At 73.7% G+C, this 18,739-nt stretch carries 16 protein-coding genes; 12 read left to right on the top strand and 4 right to left on the bottom strand.

The window, feature by feature from the left end; genetic code table 11:
- Nucleotides 1-132 precede the first annotated feature (132 nt).
- Nucleotides 133-1,506, bottom strand: coding sequence for a M20 family metallopeptidase (locus tag ACIBBF_RS07085; protein WP_397411925.1), 1,374 nt, complete (start codon nt 1,504-1,506; stop codon nt 133-135).
- 88 nt (nt 1,507-1,594) lie between these two features.
- On the opposite strand from ACIBBF_RS07085, the gene ACIBBF_RS07080 reads away from it, so the two are divergent.
- Nucleotides 1,595-3,187, top strand: coding sequence for an AbgT family transporter (locus ACIBBF_RS07080; protein WP_397411923.1), 1,593 nt, complete (start codon nt 1,595-1,597; stop codon nt 3,185-3,187).
- A 45-nt stretch (nt 3,188-3,232) separates the two neighbouring features.
- Here the strand turns inward: ACIBBF_RS07080 and purB are convergent, their stop codons facing one another.
- Nucleotides 3,233-4,714: an adenylosuccinate lyase gene (gene purB, locus ACIBBF_RS07075; protein ID WP_397411921.1), complete on the bottom strand. Its 1,482-nt coding sequence runs from the start codon at nt 4,712-4,714 to the stop codon at nt 3,233-3,235.
- 161 nt (nt 4,715-4,875) lie between these two features.
- Here purB and ACIBBF_RS07070 point away from each other — a divergent pair, with 161 nt between their 5' ends.
- The 7 genes from ACIBBF_RS07070 (at nt 4,876) to ACIBBF_RS07040 (ending at nt 12,068) form a co-directional block, all read left to right on the top strand.
- Nucleotides 4,876-5,598, top strand: a complete 723-nt coding sequence (locus ACIBBF_RS07070) for a GntR family transcriptional regulator (protein WP_397411919.1) — start codon at nt 4,876-4,878, stop codon at nt 5,596-5,598.
- Nucleotides 5,599-5,681: 83 nt separating this feature from the next.
- Complete coding sequence (gene atzF, locus ACIBBF_RS07065) at nt 5,682-7,421, top strand: allophanate hydrolase (RefSeq protein ID WP_397411917.1); 1,740 nt, start codon at nt 5,682-5,684, stop codon at nt 7,419-7,421.
- Nucleotides 7,422-7,446: 25 nt separating this feature from the next.
- Nucleotides 7,447-8,409, top strand: coding sequence for an ABC transporter substrate-binding protein (locus ACIBBF_RS07060; protein ID WP_397411915.1), 963 nt, complete (start codon nt 7,447-7,449; stop codon nt 8,407-8,409).
- Nucleotides 8,406-9,227, top strand: coding sequence for an ABC transporter permease (locus tag ACIBBF_RS07055; protein ID WP_397411913.1), 822 nt, complete (start codon nt 8,406-8,408; stop codon nt 9,225-9,227). Before ACIBBF_RS07060 ends, ACIBBF_RS07055 begins: the two co-directional genes overlap by 4 nt.
- A 25-nt stretch (nt 9,228-9,252) precedes the next feature.
- Nucleotides 9,253-10,056, top strand: a complete 804-nt coding sequence (locus tag ACIBBF_RS07050; RefSeq protein ID WP_397411911.1) for an ABC transporter ATP-binding protein — start codon at nt 9,253-9,255, stop codon at nt 10,054-10,056.
- A 210-nt stretch (nt 10,057-10,266) separates the two neighbouring features.
- Complete coding sequence (locus ACIBBF_RS07045; RefSeq protein ID WP_397411909.1) at nt 10,267-10,575, top strand: hypothetical protein; 309 nt, start codon at nt 10,267-10,269, stop codon at nt 10,573-10,575.
- Nucleotides 10,572-12,068 (top strand): hypothetical protein, encoded by a 1,497-nt coding sequence (locus ACIBBF_RS07040; RefSeq protein ID WP_397411907.1) that lies wholly within the window; start codon nt 10,572-10,574, stop codon nt 12,066-12,068. Before ACIBBF_RS07045 ends, ACIBBF_RS07040 begins: the two co-directional genes overlap by 4 nt.
- Nucleotides 12,069-12,089: 21 nt before the next feature.
- Here the strand turns inward: ACIBBF_RS07040 and ACIBBF_RS07035 are convergent, their stop codons facing one another.
- On the bottom strand, nt 12,090-12,497 hold the full coding sequence (locus tag ACIBBF_RS07035; protein ID WP_397411905.1) for a phage holin family protein: 408 nt from the start codon (nt 12,495-12,497) through the stop codon (nt 12,090-12,092).
- 14 nt (nt 12,498-12,511) lie between these two features.
- Between ACIBBF_RS07035 and hisC the strand changes: the two genes are divergently transcribed.
- Nucleotides 12,512-13,600, top strand: a complete 1,089-nt coding sequence (gene hisC / locus ACIBBF_RS07030) for a histidinol-phosphate transaminase (RefSeq protein WP_397411903.1) — start codon at nt 12,512-12,514, stop codon at nt 13,598-13,600.
- A gap of 39 nt (nt 13,601-13,639) precedes the next feature.
- Here the strand turns inward: hisC and ACIBBF_RS07025 are convergent, their stop codons facing one another.
- The gene (locus ACIBBF_RS07025; protein WP_397411901.1) at nt 13,640-14,539 is read right to left on the bottom strand and encodes a helix-turn-helix transcriptional regulator; all 900 of its coding nucleotides are present in this window, start codon (nt 14,537-14,539) and stop codon (nt 13,640-13,642) included.
- 101 nt (nt 14,540-14,640) lie between these two features.
- Between ACIBBF_RS07025 and ACIBBF_RS07020 the strand changes: the two genes are divergently transcribed.
- The 3 genes from ACIBBF_RS07020 to ACIBBF_RS07010 all read left to right on the top strand — a co-directional run bounded on the left by ACIBBF_RS07020 (nt 14,641) and on the right by ACIBBF_RS07010 (nt 18,724).
- Complete coding sequence (locus ACIBBF_RS07020; protein ID WP_397411899.1) at nt 14,641-16,155, top strand: MFS transporter; 1,515 nt, start codon at nt 14,641-14,643, stop codon at nt 16,153-16,155.
- Between the two features lie 377 nt (nt 16,156-16,532).
- Nucleotides 16,533-17,699, top strand: coding sequence for a pyruvate dehydrogenase (acetyl-transferring) E1 component subunit alpha (gene pdhA / locus ACIBBF_RS07015; RefSeq protein WP_397411897.1), 1,167 nt, complete (start codon nt 16,533-16,535; stop codon nt 17,697-17,699).
- Entirely contained in the window at nt 17,696-18,724 is a 1,029-nt protein-coding gene (locus ACIBBF_RS07010) for an alpha-ketoacid dehydrogenase subunit beta (RefSeq protein WP_397411895.1), read from the top strand. Before pdhA ends, ACIBBF_RS07010 begins: the two co-directional genes overlap by 4 nt.
- The last annotated feature ends 15 nt before the right edge of the window (nt 18,725-18,739 follow it).

The following is an 18,739-nucleotide window of genomic DNA, read 5'->3' as shown; positions in this document are numbered from 1 at the left end:
AGCAACCGCATGGTCGACGCGCCCGTCGCCCCAGGCCTCGCCCGCCGCCCTCCGGGGCCCCTGGTCCGCCGCCGGCGGCCCTGCCCTCCGTAGGTCGCCCGGTCCTCCGCCTGCGGCCCCCTCCGGAGGCGATCAGTCGAAGTAGTGCTCCACGTCCACCGGTCCGCCCTCCTCGGCGAACTCCTCGTGGACGGCGGCGCGCAGCCCGGCGTCGTACAGGTAGTCCAGGGCGGTCGCCGCGAGACCGGCGGCACTGTCGACGGCGGCCGTCACCGCCGCAGGGGTCGCGGCCGCGGCGGCGAACTCCGCGGTGTGCAGCGCGATGTCCGGGTCCGCGACCTGCACGAGCGGGTGGATGCCCGGCACCCGGAACGACACGTTGCCGAAGTCGGTGGACGCCGCCAGCGTCTCCGACAGCACCCCCGCCGGCAGCGGGTCGCGTCCCAGACGACGCTGCGCCGCGACCCAGCGGTCGGTGAGCACCCGGTTGGTCCGGACGGGGAGGCTCGGGTGGGCGCCGTCGTCCCAGGTGATCTCGACGTCCGTGCCGGTCATGAGGGCCGCGCCCCGCGCGATGTCGTCGAGGCGCCGGGACAGGTCGCGCAGGGTGTCCGGGTACTTGGAGCGCGCGTACAGGTGCACGACGGCGCGTTCCGTGATGATGCTCGGCCGCGTGCCGCCCTCCGCGATCGTGGCGTGCACGCGGTCCACCGGGGGCATCTGCTGGCGCAGCAGGCCGATGCCCTGGTACGCCAGGGTCGCCGCGTCCAGGGCGTTGCGCCCCATGTACGGCTGGGCGGACGCGTGCGCGGGACGGCCCGTGAACGTCCAGGTCAGCAGGCGGCGCCCGAGCCACACCTGGTCCGCGACGTCGAGCCCGTAGGGGTGCACCATGATCGCGGCGTCGACGCCCTCGAGCGCCCCGTTGCGGGCCAGCACCTCCTTGCCCGAGTGCCCCTCCTCGGCGGGCGTCCCCAGGAGGACGATCCGCCCGGCGGGTGCGCCGCCGGACGCCATGGCCTCGCGCGCGGCGAGGAAGGCACCGACGCCGGACGCGGCGATCACGTTGTGGCCGCACGCGTGGCCGATGCCGGGCAGCGCGTCGTACTCCGCGCAGATCGCGATCGTCGGCCCGGCCGGATCGCCGGCCTCGGCGCGGAACGCGGTGTCCACCCCGTACGCGCCCAGCTCGGCCTCGACGCCGTGCCGTGCGAGGACCTCGACCAGGGTCGCCGCGCTGCGGTGCTCCTCGAACGCCGGCTCGGGGTGCTCGTGCAGGCGGTGCACGATCTCCGCGAGCTCCGGCGCCAACCGGGCGGCGGCCCGCTCGGCGGCGGCGACCAGCGCGACCGGGGCGCCGGCCCCGGACCCGGCCGTCCCCGTCGGCCCGGCGGCGTCCTCACCCGTGGACGGGCCGGTCAGCGCCTCCCGCCGCACTGCGGTCTCGGCGACCAGATGGTCGAGATAGGCGGTGCTGGGCGGGGTAGGGCGGTTCATGCGGTCCATCGTATGGAAGCCGTAACACGACCGGAAAATTCACCCCTTAGATTACGGCCCGACGTCGCTCGATCACCGCCCGGCCGAGGGAGACCGCATGAGCACCGCAGCACCACCCGTTCGCCCGTCCCGCGCCGACCGGTTCCTGGGCGCCGTCGAGCGCGTCGGCAACCGGCTGCCCGAGCCGTTCACCCTCTTCCTGATCCTGTTCCTCGCCGTCGCGCTCGTGTCGACGTTCATGGCGCTCGCCGACGTGACGGTGCAGATCCCGGGCGCCGAGGAGGTCACCCGGATCCAGGGGCTGTTCACGCCCGAGGGGCTCACGTGGTTCACCCAGAACATCGGGGTGAACTACATCGGGTTCCCGCCGCTGGTCACGGTGCTGACGATCTGGCTCGCCGTGGGCGTGGCCGAGAAGACGGGTCTGCTCGCCGCGGGCATCCGCGCTGTCTTCGGCTCCGCGCCGCGCTGGGCGCTGCCGTATGCCGTGGGGTTCGTCGGCGTGATGGGCAGCGTGATGTCGGACAGCGCCTTCGTGGTCATCCCGCCGCTGGCGGCGCTGGTGTTCCAGGCCGCCGGCCGGCACCCGGTGGCGGGTCTGCTCGGCGGGTTCGCCGCGGCGGGCGCCGGATACTCCACGAACATCGCCGTGACCAGCCTCGACGCACTGTTCTCCGGGATCACCACGGCGGTGACGGAGATCCTGCCCAACCCGGGCGATCCCGTGAACCCGCTGTCGAACTGGTACTTCAACGTGGTCTCGGCCGTGCTGCTGTCCGTGCTCGCCGGGTTCCTCATCGACAAGGTGCTGGAGCCGCGCCTGGTCCGGCAGGACGTTCCGGTCGACCAGGTGCGACAGGCAGGCGCGGTGGTGCCCGGCGCCGGCCCGGCGGGCATCGACGAGCACGCCGGGGATGCCACCCTCTCGCGGGCCGAGCGGCGCGGACTGGCGTTCGCCGTCGGCTCCCTGCTGCTGGTGGCGGTCGTCCTGACGGTCGCCTTCGTGGTGCCGGGCTCGCCCTGGCGCAACGCCGACGGCGGGTTCCTCCCGGAGTCGCCGCTGCTCAGCTCGATCACGTTCGTCGTCTTCGTGCTGTTCCTGGTGCCCGGGATCGTCTACGGCGTGGTGACGCGGTCGGTGACCTCGATGAAGGACGTGCCGCGGCTGCTGGAGCAGTCCATCCGCGACATGGCGGGGTTCCTGGTGCTGGCGTTCGTGCTGGGCCAGTTCATCGCGGTCTTCAACTGGTCCGGCGTGGGCCAGTGGATCGCCGTCGCGGGCGCCGAGGGGCTCGAGTCGGCCGGGCTGACCGGCTACGGGGCGATCCTGGGCTTCCTCGTGCTCGCGTCGCTGCTGAACCTGTTCATCATCTCGGGCTCGTCGCTGTGGACCATCATGGCGGCGGTGTTCGTGCCGATGTTCGCGCTCATCGGGTACGAGCCCGGCTTCGTGCAGGCCGCGTTCCGCGTGGGCGACTCGGCGACCCAGATCATCACGCCGCTGAACCCCTACATGATCGTGCTGCTCACGTTCCTGCGGCGCTGGGAGCCGAAGGCGGGCCTGGGCACCGTGATGGCTCGGCTGCTGCCCTTCACGATCGCGTTCTGGCTGGTGTGGGCGGCGGTGCTGTCGGTGTTCTTCTTCCTCGACCTGCCGGTCGGCCCCGGGAACGGCATCTTCCTGGAGTGACCGGCGCCGCGGCGCACCGGGTGCGGTGCGCCGCGGCTGCCCCGATCAGTCGAGGTAGTCCTTCACGAGCTGCTCGGCCAGCCCGGTGTACGTGGCCGGGGTCAGGGCGGCGAGGCGCGCGGCGACGTCGTCGGGCAGGCCCAGGCCCGCCACGAACTCGCGCATGCGCGCGCCGTCCACCCGCTGCCCGCGTGTCAGGTCCTTGAGGCGCTCGTACGGGTTCTCCATGCCGGGCACACCTGCGACCGATGCGGCACGCATCGCCGACTGGACCGGTTCACCCAGCACCTCCCAGTTGGCGTCGAGGTCCTCGCGCAGCAGCGTCTCGTTGACGGCCAGGCGGTCCAGGCCGCGTGCCACGTTGTCGATGGCGAGCAGGCTGTGCCCGAACGCGGGGCCGATGTTCCGCTGCGTGGTCGAGTCGGTCAGGTCGCGCTGCAGGCGCGAGGTCACGAGCGTGGCCGAGAGCGTGTCCAGCAGCGAGCACGAGATCTCGAGGTTGGCCTCGGCGTTCTCGAACCGGATCGGGTTCACCTTGTGCGGCATCGTGGACGAGCCCGTGGCGCCCGCGACCGGGATCTGCGTGAAGAAGCCGAGCGAGATGTAGGTCCACACGTCGGTCGCGAGGTTGTGCAGGATCCGGTTGAACCGGGCGACGTCGGCGTAGACCTCGGCCTGCCAGTCGTGCGACTCGATCTGCGTGGTCAGCGGGTTCCAGTCCAGCCCGAGACCCTCGACGAACGCCTTGGAGACCGCGGGCCAGTCGGCCGACGGGACGGCGACCGTGTGCGCACCGTAGGTGCCCGTGGCGCCGTTCAGCTTGCCCAGGTACTCCGCGCCGTCCACGCGGCGCAGCTGACGACGCAGCCGGTGCGCCAGCACGGCGAGCTCCTTGCCCAGGGTGGACGGCGTCGCGGGCTGGCCGTGCGTGCGGGACAGCAGCGGCGCCGCGGCGTGCTCGCGCGCCATGCCCGCGAGCTGGTCGACGACGGCGGTCGCGGCCGGCAGCCACACCTCGCGCACCGCGCCCCGCACCATCAGCGCGTACGACAGGTTGTTGATGTCCTCGCTGGTGCAGGCGAAGTGCACCAGCTCGCTCGCGGCGGGCAGGCTCGTCTCGCCCAGCGCCTCGGGGGCGGCCGCGATGCGCCGCTTGATGAAGTACTCGACCGCCTTGACGTCGTGCACGGTCTCGCGCTCGATCTCGGCCAGCTCGGCGATCTCGGCCGCGCCGAACGTCGCGGGGATGGCGCGCAGGTACTCGATCTCCTGCGGCGTGAGCGTGGGTGCCCCCGGCACCACCGGCGCGGCGACGCCGTCCGCGCCGTTGCACAGCGTGATGAGCCACTCCACCTCGACGTGGATGCGCTCGCGGTTCAGCGCGGCCTCGCTCAGGTGGTCCACGAGCGGTGCGACGGCCTTGCGGTACCGGCCGTCCAGGGGGCCGAGCGCGATGGCGGGGCTCACGTCCGCGAGCGTGACGCGGGCGGCAGGGCTGGGCGTGGTGGTCTCTGGCACGTGCTCCATTCTCCCACGGGCGCGTCCTGCCCCCGGCTGGTTGTCCACAGGGCCTCCGGCCGGCGAGCAATGCGGACGACACGCACATTTCACCGGGGGTGACGCCGTGGAAACAGCGGAGGCGTCCACGCAACACGGCTGTCACAGGGGATCCAGAACGATGTCCAACTATGGATACAACGCAGGATCCGGTGCTGCAGGAGCCCGGGACGCAGCGAGGCCGCCGCACGACGGCACGCGTGCGGGTGTACGAGGCGCTCCGGGGTGAGCTCCTCTCCACGGCGGTGTCGCCGTTCGCCCGCTACACCGAGGAGAACGTCGCCGAGCGGTTCGGGGTCTCCCGCACCCCGGTCCGCGACGCGCTGGCGCGGCTGGAGGCCGACGGGCTCCTGGTCAAGCGGGACGGCGGCCTCTTCCGCTACACCCCGACCGTCACCGAGTTCACCGACCTCTACGAGCTGCGCGTGCTCCTGGAGACGTGCGGGCTGGACCGGGCCATCGACGACCCGACGATCCGCCACGACGCAGGCGCCATCGAGGCCGAGCTGACCGTGTGGCAGGAGCGCGCCGACTCCGGGATCCAGCCCGACGCCGGCTTCGTCACGGCCGACGAGCAGTTCCACACCGTGCTCCTGGGCGCCGCGGGCAACGCCGAGCTGGTCGGGGCGCTGCAGCGGGTCAACCGCCGCATCCGGCCGGTACGCATGCACGACTACCTCACCCAGGACCGGGTCGACGCGACGATCAGCGAGCACATCGCCATCGGTGAGCTGGTCCTGTCCGGCCGCCTGCGCGAGGCGCGCGACTCGCTGCGCACGCACGTGGGCCAGTCCCAGTCGATCGTCCGCGCGCGGGCGGCCCGGGCCATGCACCTCATGCAGCTCGCCCCCTGACCACGCGGCCGTGCCGTCCCGCCCGGCCCGGGAGCCCGCCCCGCCCCTCACCACGTCCCGCCCCCGACCAGGAGGAGACCCGCATGACCCGAACGAGCCCACCGGACGCGGTCCGGGCCGCCTACGCCCGGATCCGGTCCGCCGAGCCCGGCCACGTCTGGATCCACCTGCGTGCCGAGGAGGACGCCCTGGCGGACGCCGGGGACGTCGCGGCGCGCACGGCGGCCGGCGTGGACCTCCCGCTCGCGGGTCTCGTGTTCGCGGTCAAGGACAACATCGACGTGGCCGGCCTGCCGACCACGGCGGCACACCCGGAGTTCGCCTTCGTACCGGCCACGAGCGCCCCTGTCGTCGAGCGCCTGCGGGCCGCCGGTGCGGTGCTGGTGGGCAAGACCAACCTGGACCAGTTCGCGACCGGCCTGGTCGGCACCCGCAGCCCCTACGGTCCCGTCGCGAGCGCGGTCGACCCGGACCGGGTGGCAGGCGGCTCCAGCTCCGGCTCGGGTGCCGCGGTCGGGCTGGGCCTGGTCGACTTCGCGCTCGGCACGGACACCGCGGGGTCGGGGCGGGTGCCGGCCGCGTTCAACGGCGTCGTCGGGCTCAAGCCGACGGTCGGGCTCCTGCCCGCCGACGGCGTGGTCCCGGCCTGTCCCTCCTACGACACGGTGTCGGTCTTCGCCGCGGACGTGGCGCTCGCGGCCCGCGTGCTGACCGTCTGCCAGGCACCCACCACCGGCGACGTGCCAGACCCTCAGGACGCCGGGGCGACCCGGGCGCCGGACGCACGGGCCTGGCCCGCGGACGCGCCGCAGGGCGCGCCCGCGCACCCGGTCGTGGCGGTGCCGCGCGACGAGGACCTGGGCACGCTCTCCCCGGCCGTCCGCGCGGCCTTCGCCGCCGCCATCGGCCGGCTCGAGGGCACCGGTGCCACGGTGCGGCGCATCGACCTCACCCCGTTCCTCGCGGCCGGACGTCTGCTGTACGACGGCGGCCTCGTCGCCGAGCGCGCCTGGTCCTACGGCGAGTTCCTCGCGGGCCACCCCGAGCAGGCCGACCCGTCGGTCGCCGCCATCGCCACGGCGGCGAGCGGCGTCGAGGGCACGCGGGTGGTCGCCGACCAGCAGCGTCTCGCCGGGCTCACGCGGCAGGGCCGCAGGCTCCTGGACGGCACCGACGCGCTGCTCGTGCCCACCGCGCCGATCCACCCGACGTTCGCGCAGGTCGCCGCCGACCCGATCGGCGTGAACTCGACGGTGGGCACCTTCACGAACTTCGTGAACCTCATGGACCTGGCCGCCGTGGCCGTCCCCGCGGGCCAGGTCGACGGCGAGGGGCAGTTCGGCGTGACGTTCGTCGTCCCGGCGTTCCACGACCAGGTGGCCGCCGACCTCGCGGCGCGGTTCCTGGGCGAGGGGGAGGAGGCGCCCCTCCTCGGAGCCCCGGGGGTCGACGTCGCGGTCTTCGGGGCGCACCTGCGGGGCGAGCCCCTGAACGCCCAGCTCGACGCGCTCGGCGGACGGTACCTGCGCGACGTCGCCACGGCCCCGGCGTTCCGCATGCTGCTCGTGGAGGGGGCCGTCGACCGTCCCGCCGTCGTCCGCGGGGGCGAGGCCTCGGTGCCGGGCGAGCTGTGGCGGCTCTCGCCCGCGTCGCTCGCGCGTCTCCTGACCTCGATCGCCGCGCCCCTGGCCCTCGGCCCCGTCGAGCTGTCCGACGGGTCGACCGTCGTCGGCTTCACCGGGGCGCCGACAGGCACCGAACCCGACATCACCCACCTGGGCGGGTGGCGCGCCTACCGGACCGCTGCCGCCACGCCTGCCTGACCCCACATCGAACGAGGAGACCCTGATGACCCTGCTCAAGCCTGCCCTGGCCGCCGTCGGCGCCGCCGCACTCGCCCTCGGCCTCACCGCCTGCACCGGGGCCGCCGCCGACGGTGCCGACGACGGCACCGTGACGATCGGGACGCTGCGCGGTCAGCCGCACCTGTTCACGCCCTACTTCTACGACGACTTCGCCCCCGAGGGCGTCGAGTTCGAGATCGTCCTGTTCGACACCTCCTCGGACATCAAGAACGCGATCGTCTCCGGGTCGGTCGACTTCGGCGTCACCGGCGCCGCGTCGGTGATCACCGGCGTCTCGCAGCAGCAGGACGTGACCGTCGTCGCGTCGTCCGCCGACGGCGGCACCCGCATCGTCGCCTCGCCGGACATCGCGACCCCCGAGGACCTGGTGGGTGCCACGGTGGGCTACCCGATGGGCGCGACCCAGGAGATCCTGCTCAAGGAGACCCTCGCGTCCCTGGGCATCGACCCCGAGGAGGACGTCGAGCTCGTCAACCTGCCGTTCGCCGAGATGGCCGGTGCCTACTCGTCCGGTCAGATCGACGCGTTCATCTCGGCCGAGGTGGGGCCGTCGATCGCCATGCAGGAGGACGCGCACGAGCTGACGTCCCCGTACGAGACCGGGATCGGCCGCACGAACATCGTGCTCGCCACCACGGCCTCTCTGGCACAGGACGAGCCCGAGCTCGTGCAGGACGTGGTCGACACCCACGCCCAGGCCACCGAGCACCTGGCCACCCACCCGGACGAGTGGGCCGACCGCATGGTCGAGGAGTTCGCGGTGGACCGTGCCGTGGTCGCCACGGCGATCGAGAACACGTGGCCGCGCTGGGAGATCGACGCCGACTACGAGCAGACGCTCCGGGCGATGAACGACGAGATGGTCGCCTTCGACCAGGTCGCGGAGCCCGCCGACACCGAGGCGCTGACGGACACCACGTTCGTCGACGCCGTGGACACCCCGTGAGCGCCCGGACGCGCGGTCGCTCCGCCTGGAGCGCCTGGCTGCTCGCGCTGCCGGTGCCGGTCCTGAGCCTGCTCCTGTGGCACGTGGGCGTCCAGGGCGCGTGGGTGCTCCCGTTCGGCATCCAGATGACGTTCCTGCCCCTTCCGGCGGACGTCGGCCTGCGGCTGGTGGACCTCGCCGTCGGGGGTGTGTACGACGACTCGTTCAGCGGCACGCTGTGGACGCACCTGGGGGCGTCGGCCGCACGGGTGCTCCAGGGATTCCTGCTGGCGGTGGCCGTGGCGGTGCCGCTGGGCGTGCTCATGGGCCGGTCCCGGCTGGTGTTCCGGATGCTCGACCCGACCGTCAACCTCGTGCGGCCGGTCCCGGTCACGGCCTGGGCGCCGCTCACGCTGCTGATCATCGGCTTCGGCGACCGCTCGACGGTCTTCCTGGTGTTCCTGGCCGCGGTGTTCCCGATCCTGCTGAACACCATCAGCGGCGTGCGGCAGGTGTCCGGGCGGCTCCTGGAGGCGGCCGCGATGCTCGGCACCCCGCCGGCGCAGGCGCTGTACAAGGTGGTCATCCCCGCGGCGACGCCGAGCATCGTCGGCGGCATGCGGATCGCCATGGGTCTGGCCTGGGTGATCCTCGTGGTCGGCGAGACGGTGGGCATCGACACGGGACTCGGCGCCATGATCACGCAGGCCCGGGAGCAGTCCCGCACCGACCTGATCATCGTCGGCATGATCGTCATCGGCCTGGCCGGCTTCGTCGCGGACCGCCTGCTCGGGCTGGTCTTCCGCGTGGCGTTCGGCCGGCGTCCGATCCTCAAGTGATGGCTGGACCGAAGGAGGCAGGAGCATGGTGAAGATCGGTCGGATCCGGGAGAACCTCCCGGCGGACATCGTCATGAAGGGCCTCGGCAAGCAGTACCCGGGCGCCGCCGTCGCCGCCGTGGAGGGCGTGGACGTCACGGTCGCCGCGGGGGAGGTGCTGTGCATCGTGGGGGCGTCGGGCTGCGGCAAGTCGACGGTGCTGCGCATGGTGGCGGGCTTCGAGGAGGTCACCTCCGGCACGCTGACGGTCGCGACGGAGCCGGTCGCCGGCCCCGGTCCCGACCGCGGCGTCGTGTTCCAGGACTACGGCCTGTTCCCCTGGCTCACCGTCGCCGAGAACATCGCCTACGGTCCCCGGCAGGCGCGGCTGCAGCGTCCGCTCGTCGCGGAGCGCACCGAGCAGGCGCTGGAGGCCGTGGGCCTGACCCGGGTGGCGGGCTCGTTCCCCCATCAGCTCTCCGGCGGCATGCAGCAGCGCGTGGCGATCGCCCGCGTGCTGGCCAACAAGCCGTCGGTGCTGCTGATGGACGAGCCCTTCGGTGCCCTCGACGCCCTCACGCGCGTGGAGATGCAGCACGAGCTGCAGCGCATCCAGCGTGCGGCCGGCATCACGGTGCTGTTCGTGACGCACAGCATCGAGGAGGCCGTGTACCTCGGCGACCGCGTGCTGGTCATGGCGGGCGGGACGGCGCACGGCGTGCCCGGTCACGTGCGCGAGATCGTGGACGTGGACCTGCCGGCGGACCGCGACGCGTCGTCGCCGGAGTTCAACGCGATCGAGCGGCACGTGGACGGGCTGGTCCACGCGGGGCACGCCGTGCGTCTGTGACAGGTGCGTCACGGCCTCTCGGGACAGCACACTGCGGGCGCGAGGGTGACCACAGGTGGCCTCCACGGTCGTTCGTGCACAGGAGCCTGCCACCGCCGGGTGCCCGGACCTCGTCCCGGCCTACGGTCTCCAGGACCTGACCGACAGGTCTGACCGACAGGCCTGACCGACAGGACCGGACGGAGTGGAGCCGATGAGCAGAGGCGGCACGTGCGTACCCGACGTGGACGGGACAGCACGACGGACGGGCCGCGCCGCGTGCTGACGGGAGGGGCGCCCGCGGCGCTCGCGGAGGTGGTGGCCCTGGTGGAGCGGTCGGCCGCGGAGCTGGGCGCGGCCGGCCACGTCGAGTGGCGGGCGCGGGCGGCCGACCTGTACCGCGCGGCGGTGGCCGAGGAGGCCCGGGCCCTCGCCCGGGACCGCACGCTGCTGGACGAGACGGTGCGGGCCGCGGCCCAGGTGGCGGTGCCGGGCGTGCAGGCGGTGCCGGGGGAGCCCTACGGCGGGTGGGCGCGGTGAGCCTGGCGCCGGAGGACACCGTGGCCGTGTACGGAGGCACGAGCCTGTCCTCGGCCGAGACGGACTCCGTGCGCGGGGCCGCGGCACGGCTGGCGCGCGTCGCCGAGGACCTGAGGGCCGCGTCGGTGCGCTGCCTGGGTGTCAGCGGGGACCTCGCGCTGCCGGGTGTCGGTGGGGCTGGCGACACCGGGGCAGGCGCCGGCGGGATCGGTGCGTCGGGCCCGGCATCGCTGGCGCGCGACGTCGCCCGCTGCCTCGCGGAGCGTGCCCGGGCCTGCGACCTCCTGGCCTGGCGGCTGCTGCGCGTGGCCGGCCTGTACGAGGAGGCCGAGTCGACGGCCGAGCGGCTGGTCGGCGGGCTCGTGACCGCGGGCACCTTCGGCACGGGGGCGGCGCTCGGCAGCCTGGGGTGGCTGGGCCTGGCAGGGGTGGGTGCGCTGGGAGCGGCGGAGGCCGCCGGCCGGCTGGGCGGCGCCGGGGCGACGGGCGGCGCGCTGACGCCCGTGGCCGGAGCGGTCGCCGGTGCCGCGACCCGCGGGCTGGCCCCGTGGTCGGACGAGGTGGTCGCCGGGCTGGGCGGCGGCGTCGCGTTCGCGCAGCCGGGGCCGGCCGGGGGCCGGCCGGGGGTTGCCGGCGGGGCCGGCGTCCTCGCGCACGTGGCCCGCGAGGTACCCCTCCTGGGCGACGACGACGCCGGGGTCCGGCTCACGCGGCTCGGCGCGGAGGACTTCGCGTCCGGCGCCGTGCCCGCCTGGTCCGCCACCGGCGCGCGCTCCGTCCGTGAGGCACTGGCCCGGGTCGACGACCTCTACCCGGGCCCGGGTGGCGCGCCCCCGGCGACGATCGCGGTCCAGAGGGTGACCGGGCAGGACGGCGCGGTGTCCTGGACGGTGCTGGTGCCCGGCACCCAGTCGGCCCTCCCGGCGGGGCACCCCTGGGACGGGCGGACCGACGTCGAGCTCATGGCCGGGCAGCCCGACGGTGCGACGGCGGCGATCGAGCGCGCACTCGCGGACTCCGGCGTCGGGCCCGACGAGCCCGTCACCCTCGTGGGCCACAGCCTGGGCGGGATCGCCGCGGCGGCGCTGGTGTCCCGGGCGGGTTTCACGGCGCGCTACCGCGTGGGTGGCCTGGTCACCGCCGGTTCCCCGACCGGGCTGATCCCGGCGCCGCCCGGTGTCCCGGTGCTGCACCTGGAGACCCCGGAGGAGCTGGTCTCGAACACCGACGGCCGGTCCGGTGCGGAGAACCCTCGCACCCGCGACCGGGTCACCGTGGTCCGGTCGCTCCAGGACTCGGCCGACCCGGGCGACCGCGCGGCGTCGGGCAGTCTGCCGGCGGCGCACTCGGTCGCCACGCACGTCCGCACGCTGGACCTCGCCCTCGCGACGGGCGACCCGCGGGTGGCCGAGGTGACCGGCCGGATCGGACCACGGCTGGCCGGGGAGAGCGTGACCACCTCGTACTACCGGGTCGAACGGGCCGGCCCGTGACCGGCCCGTCCGGCCGCGGGTTCAGTCCGAGACCCGGTTGGGCAGCAGGGCCAGCAGGATCGTCTGCACCACCGAGATCACGAGCGCGGCCAGCACGTACCACCAGAAGCCGCCCGTCACCTCGAGCCCCCAGTTGGGCTGGTCCGAGAACCAGGACTGGTTCGTGATGAGAGTGGTGATCCACAGCATGAGGGTGTTGACCAGCACGGACACGAGGCCGAGCGTCAGGATGTAGAGGGGGAGCGAGATGAGCTGGACGATCGGCTTCACGACCATGTGGACCAGGCCGTAGACGACGGCCACCACCACCAGGGCGAGGATCGTGCCCAGGGTCGTGCCGTCGCTCACGACGTCCATGTGCGAACCGAGGATCAGAGCCGACAGCCCGATCGCGAGTGCGGTGATGAGGATGCGCGCCACGAGCTTCATCCGGCCATCGTGGCATGCTGACCCCCGTGGAAGAAGCATCCGTACCGCTCCGGGCCGCCGTGTCGGCCCTGCCCGCCTACGTTCCCGGCGCCCGCGTCGCCACCGGGTCGCAGGCCTGGAAGCTCTCGTCGAACGAGAACCCCTATCCGCCGCTCCCGTCCGTGCTGGAGGCGATAGCGCGCGGCGCGGCCGAGGTGAACCGGTACCCGGACATGTACGCCGGCGAGCTCGTCGAGGTGCTCGCGGCGCACACCGGCGTGGCGGCCGAGAACGTGGTGGTCGGCAACGGTTCGGTGGCCGTGCTCTCGCACGTGCTCCAGGCCGTCGTCGAGCACGGGGACGAGGTCGTCTTCCCGTGGCGGTCCTTCGAGGCGTACCCGATCGCGGTGGCGGTCGCGGGCGGCAAGGCCGTGACCGTCCCGGTCCAGGAGCGCACGGGCCGCCTCGACCTGCCTGCGATGGCGGCCGCCGTCACGTCCGCCACCCGCGTGGTGCTGGTCTGCACGCCCAACAACCCCACCGGTCCCGCGGTGCACGCGGACGAGCTGGAGACGTTCCTCGCGGCGGTGCCGCGGAACGTGCTCGTGGTCGTGGACGAGGCCTACCTGGAGTTCGTGCGTGACCCCGAGGTGCCCGACGGCGTCGACGTGCTGCGCCGGCACCCGAACGTCGTGCTGCTGCGCACCCTGTCCAAGGCGTACGGGCTGGCGGGTCTCCGCGTCGGCTACGCGGTCGCCGAACCCCGGCTGGCCGCGGGTATCCGGTCGGTGTCCACGCCGTTCGGCGTCTCGCACCTGGCGCAGGTCGCCGCGCTCGCGTCGCTGGCGCCCGCCGCGCAGAGCGAGCTGCTGGAGCGGGTCGACGCGCTGGTCACCGAGCGCACGCGCGTCACCGACGCCCTGCGCGACCAGGGCTGGGACCTGCCCGGGACGCAGGCCAACTTCGTCTGGTTCGGGCTGGGCGAGCAGACCGTCCAGCGCGCCGCCGAGGCGACCGCCGGCGGCGTCCTGGTCCGTCCGTTCGCGGGTGACGGGCTCCGCGTGACCATCGGCGAGGTCGCGGCGAACGACGCGTTCCTGCGGATCGCGGCGGGCTGGCGCTGACCTGACACTGACCTGACGCCGGGGCCGGCCCGGGCACGTTCAGCCGATGAGCGCGTCCGCCAGCACGCCGTCCCGTGCGGTCCAGGCCGGGGCCGCACCCACGAGCGAGTCGAGCCGTTCGATCCGGCGGGCGGCCATGTCGTCGGCCGGCGTCAGCACCACGATGCGCTCACCGCGGTCCCGGTCGAGCCACAGGCTCTGGAACACGACGTCGACCCGGCCCACCCGGGAGGACCGGTAGCGGCGGAGCTGGCCCGGCCGGTCGCCGCGCACCTCGTGCTCGCCCCAGTAGCGCACGAACTCGGGCGAGCGCTCGCGCAGGCCGCCGAGCAGCCCCTCCCATCGCGGGTGGTGCCGGAACTCGGCCTCGCGGGCACGCAGCCGCCCGGCGAGGTCGCGGAGCACCACCTCGGGCTCCACGAGGCTGTCACGCCAGTCGTCGTGCGTGAACAGCAGCCACGCGCAGTTCCGGTCGGCGGGGTCCACGGCGTCGAGGTCGCCGAACAGGAACCGGTAGGTGCGGTTGGCGGCGACCAGGTCGTAGGCGGCGGTCTGGATCGCCGCCGGGTACGGGAGCAGCCGTTCCAGGAGCAGGACGTGCTCGGGCAGCACCCGCATCAGCGGGTTGGGCACGCCGGCGTCGGTGTCGGCCGCCCGCCCGGCGAGGATCATCAGGTGCCGCCGCTCCTCGGGCCGCAGCCGCAGTGCCCGGGCCACGGCGTCGAGCACCTGGTCGGACGGGTTGGGCGCGCGCCCCTGCTCGAGCCACGTGTACCAGGTGACGCCGACGCCGGCGATCTGCGCCACCTCCTCGCGGCGGAGCCCGGGTGTCCGCCGGCGGCCGGACTGCGGCAGCCCGACATCGGCCGGGGTGACGCGACCGCGGCGCTCCCGGAGGAAGGCACCGAGCGCCTTGTGGTCGGGGTCGGTGGTGGTCACCGAACCAGTGTCACCCCGCGGCGGCCGCACAACCAGGTGGCGCCGGTACCCGTATGAACAGGCTCCTGGTACCAGGATGACCGACGGCGCATGGTCGGAGCATGACGCCATCCCTCCCCACGGCCGTCGACTCCCGCGTGCGCCCGGCCGTCGCCGCACCGGCGGACGGTGCGACATCGCCCGCCCCGGACACCACCCGCGCCCTGACCGGCGGCGGGCTGGCCGTGCTGCTGCTCGGCTTCGTCCCCGTCAACTTCACGTTCGGTGCCGTGAACCTGCTGGTCCCGGCCATCGCCGCGGACCTGGCGGTCAGCCCGGCCGGCGGCGCGCTCGTGCTGTCGGCCTACACGACCACGTTCGCCGCCGGCCTGGTCGTCGCCGGCCGGCTGGGCGACCGGTACGGCCGGCGGCGGCTCTTCGCCGTCGGTCTCGCCTGCTTCGGCGTGCTGGCGGTGCTCACCGCACTGGCCCAGGGCCTGACGGACCTCGTGGTGCTGCGCGCCGCCCTCGGCCTGGCCGCCGGGCTCTTCACACCGCAGGTGCTGTCGACCATCCAGGCGACGGCGCCCGACGCGCTCCGGTCCCGGGGGATCATCCTGTTCACGGCGGCCGGGGCGGTGGCGACCATCGTGGGGCAGGTGGCCGCCGGAGCTCTCGTGGTCGCCCTGCCCGCGCACCTCGGCTGGCGCGCCGTCCAGATCGTCACGGCGATCATCGCGCTCGGCGCCCTGCTCGGCCTGCGGGCGGTGCCCGAGTCCCGGTCCGAGGCGCCCCTCGCGCTCGACCTGCCGGGCGCCGCGCTGCTCGGCGGTGGCCTGGTGGCGCTGGTCGTGCCGCTCACGACCGGCCCCGGCGCGGGCTGGCCCGCCTGGGCGGTCGGCCTGCTGGTGGTCGCTGCCGTGACGCTCACCCTGTTCGCGCTCACCCAGCGCCGCGCCGAACGCCGCGGCCTGCTGCCCGTGGTCCCGCCGCGCGTGCTGCGCGTGCCGGTGGTCCGGATCGGACTGCTGATGACGATGCTCTTCTTCGTCACCTACGGCGCGTTCCTGTACGAGATCTCGGAGTACTCGCAGACGGTGTGGGGCGCCGACGGCTGGGGCGCCGCCGTGCTCCTGCTCGCGTTCGGCGGGGCGTTCGTGGTCACGGCGCTCGCCCTGCCCCGGATCCTGCGGCGGGTCGGGCCGCGGATCATGGTGTACGCCGCCTCGGGGCAGGCCGTGGTGCTGTTCGGCATCGCTCTGGTGGTGGGGCGCGACGGCGGCGGGACCGCCCCGGTGGTGCTGCAGCCGCTGCTGGTCGCGCTGGGTGCGGCCCAGGCGATGATGTACGGCCCCGCGCTGCAGACCGTGCTCTCCCGCACGCCGACCTGGGCGGCCGGTGTCGCGGGCGGACTGCTCACCACGCTGCAGCAGCTGGGCCTGGGCCTGGGCGTGGCGCTCCTGGGCGGGCTCTTCCACGCGGTGGCGGGTGCGGCGGACGGCACGCCGCTGGCAGCAGCCACGGGACCGGGCTCGGGGCTCACCGTCGGCCTGGTCACGGCGGTGACCGCGCAGGCGGCCTGCGCCGTCGTCTTCGCGCTGCTGGCCTCCCGGGTGGTGCGCCACACGACTGCGTGAGACATCGCAACCGGCAGCGTGGTCGGCAGCGTGGTCGGTAAGAGGTCAGGTGATCGGCACCCCGGGGTGCCGATCACCTGACCTCTTACCGACCACTCGCCCTGGGAGGGCCAGCCCCGCGCGAGACTCCGGTCAGGGCGCCGAGACTGCGTCGCGGGTGTTGGCGGAACCCGACAAACGCGTCGGCGAGAGATTGGGCGGGATCGCGGCAGACCAACCTACGGAGCCGTAGCCTACGCTTGCGTAGGCTACGAGAGCGTAGGTTGCGGATCGGCCATATTTCCGGCTGGACCCGTGCCAGGATGGAAAGGTCCCCGGAACGGGCCGGGCGTCTCCGCAACTGCGGGCGCTCGCGTCCGCAGTCGAAGGAGGAAAGCGTGACTACGACCAACGGCTCCAACGAGGCGATCCCGACGTTGCAGCTACTCGACCCCGAAGGGCACCGCGTCACGACACGCGGCACCAAGGGGTACCGCGACCGCGCAGCGGACCTGACCGCGGAAGACCTCCGTGGCATGTACCGCGACATGGTCCTGACCCGCCGCTTCGACGAAGAGGCGACGTCGCTCCAGCGCCAGGGCGAGCTGGCCCTGTACGCACCCTCTCGTGGCCAGGAGGCCGCGCAGGTCGGCAGCGCCTACGCCCTGCGGCCGCAGGACTACGTGTTCCCGTCGTACCGGGAGCACGGCGTGCTGCAGGTCCGCGGCGTGGACACCGTCGACCGGCTGCGGTTCTTCCGCGGGTCCGACCACGGCGGCTGGGACCCGAACGAGCACAACGCGAACGTCTACACCGTGGTCATCGGCGCGCACACCCTGCACGCCACCGGCTACGCCATGGGCGTCCAGCGCGACGGCACCCCGCTCGACAAGCACGACGGCACCGCCGTGGTCACCTACTTCGGCGACGGCGCCACCTCGCAGGGCGACGTCAACGAGGCCATGGTGTACGCCGCGGTCAACCAGGCGCCCGTCGTGTTCTTCCTGCAGAACAACCAGTGGGCGATCTCCGAGCCGACCACCCGGCAGACGCGGACCCCGCTCTACCGCCGCGGCGAGGGCTTCGGCATGCCGAGCCTGCGGGTCGACGGCAACGACGTGCTCGCCGTCTACGCCGCGACGCAGGAGGCGCTGGAGCGGGCCCGCGCGGGCGAGGGCCCCAGCTTCATCGAGGCGTTCACCTACCGCATGGGCGCCCACACGACGTCGGACGACCCGACGCGCTACCGCACCACCGACCAGGAGGAGGTGTGGCGCCGGCGCGACCCGATCGACCGCCTCGTCGCGCTCCTCCGGGCCGAGGGCGAGCTCGACGACGAGTTCGTGGTCGAGGTCCAGACGGCCGCCGACGAGCTCGGCGTCCGCCTGCGCTCCGGCGTCCGGGCCCTGGACGGCGGTGCGCCCGTCTCGACCTTCGACGACGTCTACGCCACCCCGCACGGCATCGTCGCCTCCGAGCGGGCCTGGTACGAGGCATACGAGGCCGGCGACCCGCCGGCCGAGCAGTACGCGATCGCGGAGACGGCCCAGGGAGGCGCACGATGACAACCATGGCGGAACGTACGCACACCACGTCCGGTGCGTCCGGCACGAAGACCCTGACGCTCGGCAAGGCGGTCAACGAAGGTCTGCGCGCCGCGATGCGGCACGACGACAAGGTCATGCTCATGGGTGAGGACATCGGCCCGCTGGGCGGTGTCTTCCGGGTGACCGACGGCCTGCAGGCGGAGTTCGGCGAGCAGCGGGTCGTGGACACGCCGCTGGCGGAGTCCGGCATCGTCGGCACCGCCATCGGCCTGGCCATGCGCGGCTACCGGCCGGTCTGCGAGATCCAGTTCGACGGGTTCGTCTTCCCGGCGTTCAACCAGATCACCACCCAGCTCGCCAAGATCCACAACCGCACGCGCGGAGCGATCGACATGCCCGTCGTCATCCGCATCCCGTACGGCGGCGGCATCGGCGCCGTCGAGCACCACAGCGAGAGCCCGGAGGCGCTGTTCGCGCACACGGCGGGCCTGCGCGTGGTCTCCCCGAGCAGCCCGCAGGACGCCTACACGATGATCCAGGAGGCGATCGCCTCCCCGGACCCGGTGATCTTCTTCGAGCCCAAGGGCCGTTACTGGGCCAAGGGTGAGGTCGACCTCGACGTCACGGTGGGCTCGGCCACGCTGAACGCGGCCCAGGTGGTCCGGTCCGGCACCGACGTGACGCTCGTGGCCTACGGGCCGTCCGTCGAGACGGCGCTGAAGACCGCGGCCGCGCTCGCGGAGGAGGGCCGCTCGGCCGAGGTGGTCGACCTGCGCGCCATCTCGCCGCTCGACACCGGGGCCGTCGTGGCCAGCGTCCGCAAGACGGGGCGCTGCGTCGTGATCCACGAGGCCCCCGTGTTCTTCGGTGCCGGCGCCGAGATCGCGGCCCGCGTCACCGAGGAGTGCTTCTACGCCCTGGAGGCGCCGGTGCTCCGCGTGGGCGGCTTCCACACCCCGTATCCCGTGGCGAAGCACGAGCACGAGTACCTGCCGAGCGTGGACCGTGTGCTGGACGCCGTCGACCGTGCCTTCGCGCACTGAGCCAGGAGTGAACCG

The organism is Promicromonospora sp. NPDC050880, from assembly GCF_044456525.1.
Classification (GTDB): Bacteria; Actinomycetota; Actinomycetes; order Actinomycetales; family Cellulomonadaceae; genus Promicromonospora.
The sequence above is the reverse complement of the archived record's forward strand: the minus strand, read 5'-3'. Positions and strand labels throughout refer to the sequence as shown.

What these genes read in the sequence shown, in the direction of transcription:
- ACIBBF_RS07085 (WP_397411925.1), bottom strand. Translation starts at nt 1,506, where the DNA reads ATGGACCGCATGAACCGCCCTACCCCGCCCAGCACCGCCTATCTCGAC.
- ACIBBF_RS07070 (WP_397411919.1), top strand. Translation starts at nt 4,876, where the DNA reads ATGGATACAACGCAGGATCCGGTGCTGCAGGAGCCCGGGACGCAGCGA.
- ACIBBF_RS07080 (WP_397411923.1), top strand. Translation starts at nt 1,595, where the DNA reads ATGAGCACCGCAGCACCACCCGTTCGCCCGTCCCGCGCCGACCGGTTC.
- atzF (WP_397411917.1), top strand. Translation starts at nt 5,682, where the DNA reads ATGACCCGAACGAGCCCACCGGACGCGGTCCGGGCCGCCTACGCCCGG.
- ACIBBF_RS07050 (WP_397411911.1), top strand. Translation starts at nt 9,253, where the DNA reads ATGGTGAAGATCGGTCGGATCCGGGAGAACCTCCCGGCGGACATCGTC.
- ACIBBF_RS07060 (WP_397411915.1), top strand. Translation starts at nt 7,447, where the DNA reads ATGACCCTGCTCAAGCCTGCCCTGGCCGCCGTCGGCGCCGCCGCACTC.
- ACIBBF_RS07035 (WP_397411905.1), bottom strand. Translation starts at nt 12,497, where the DNA reads ATGAAGCTCGTGGCGCGCATCCTCATCACCGCACTCGCGATCGGGCTG.
- ACIBBF_RS07010 (WP_397411895.1), top strand. Translation starts at nt 17,696, where the DNA reads ATGACAACCATGGCGGAACGTACGCACACCACGTCCGGTGCGTCCGGC.
- purB (WP_397411921.1), bottom strand. Translation starts at nt 4,714, where the DNA reads ATGGAGCACGTGCCAGAGACCACCACGCCCAGCCCTGCCGCCCGCGTC.
- ACIBBF_RS07020 (WP_397411899.1), top strand. Translation starts at nt 14,641, where the DNA reads ATGACGCCATCCCTCCCCACGGCCGTCGACTCCCGCGTGCGCCCGGCC.
- hisC (WP_397411903.1), top strand. Translation starts at nt 12,512, where the DNA reads ATGCTGACCCCCGTGGAAGAAGCATCCGTACCGCTCCGGGCCGCCGTG.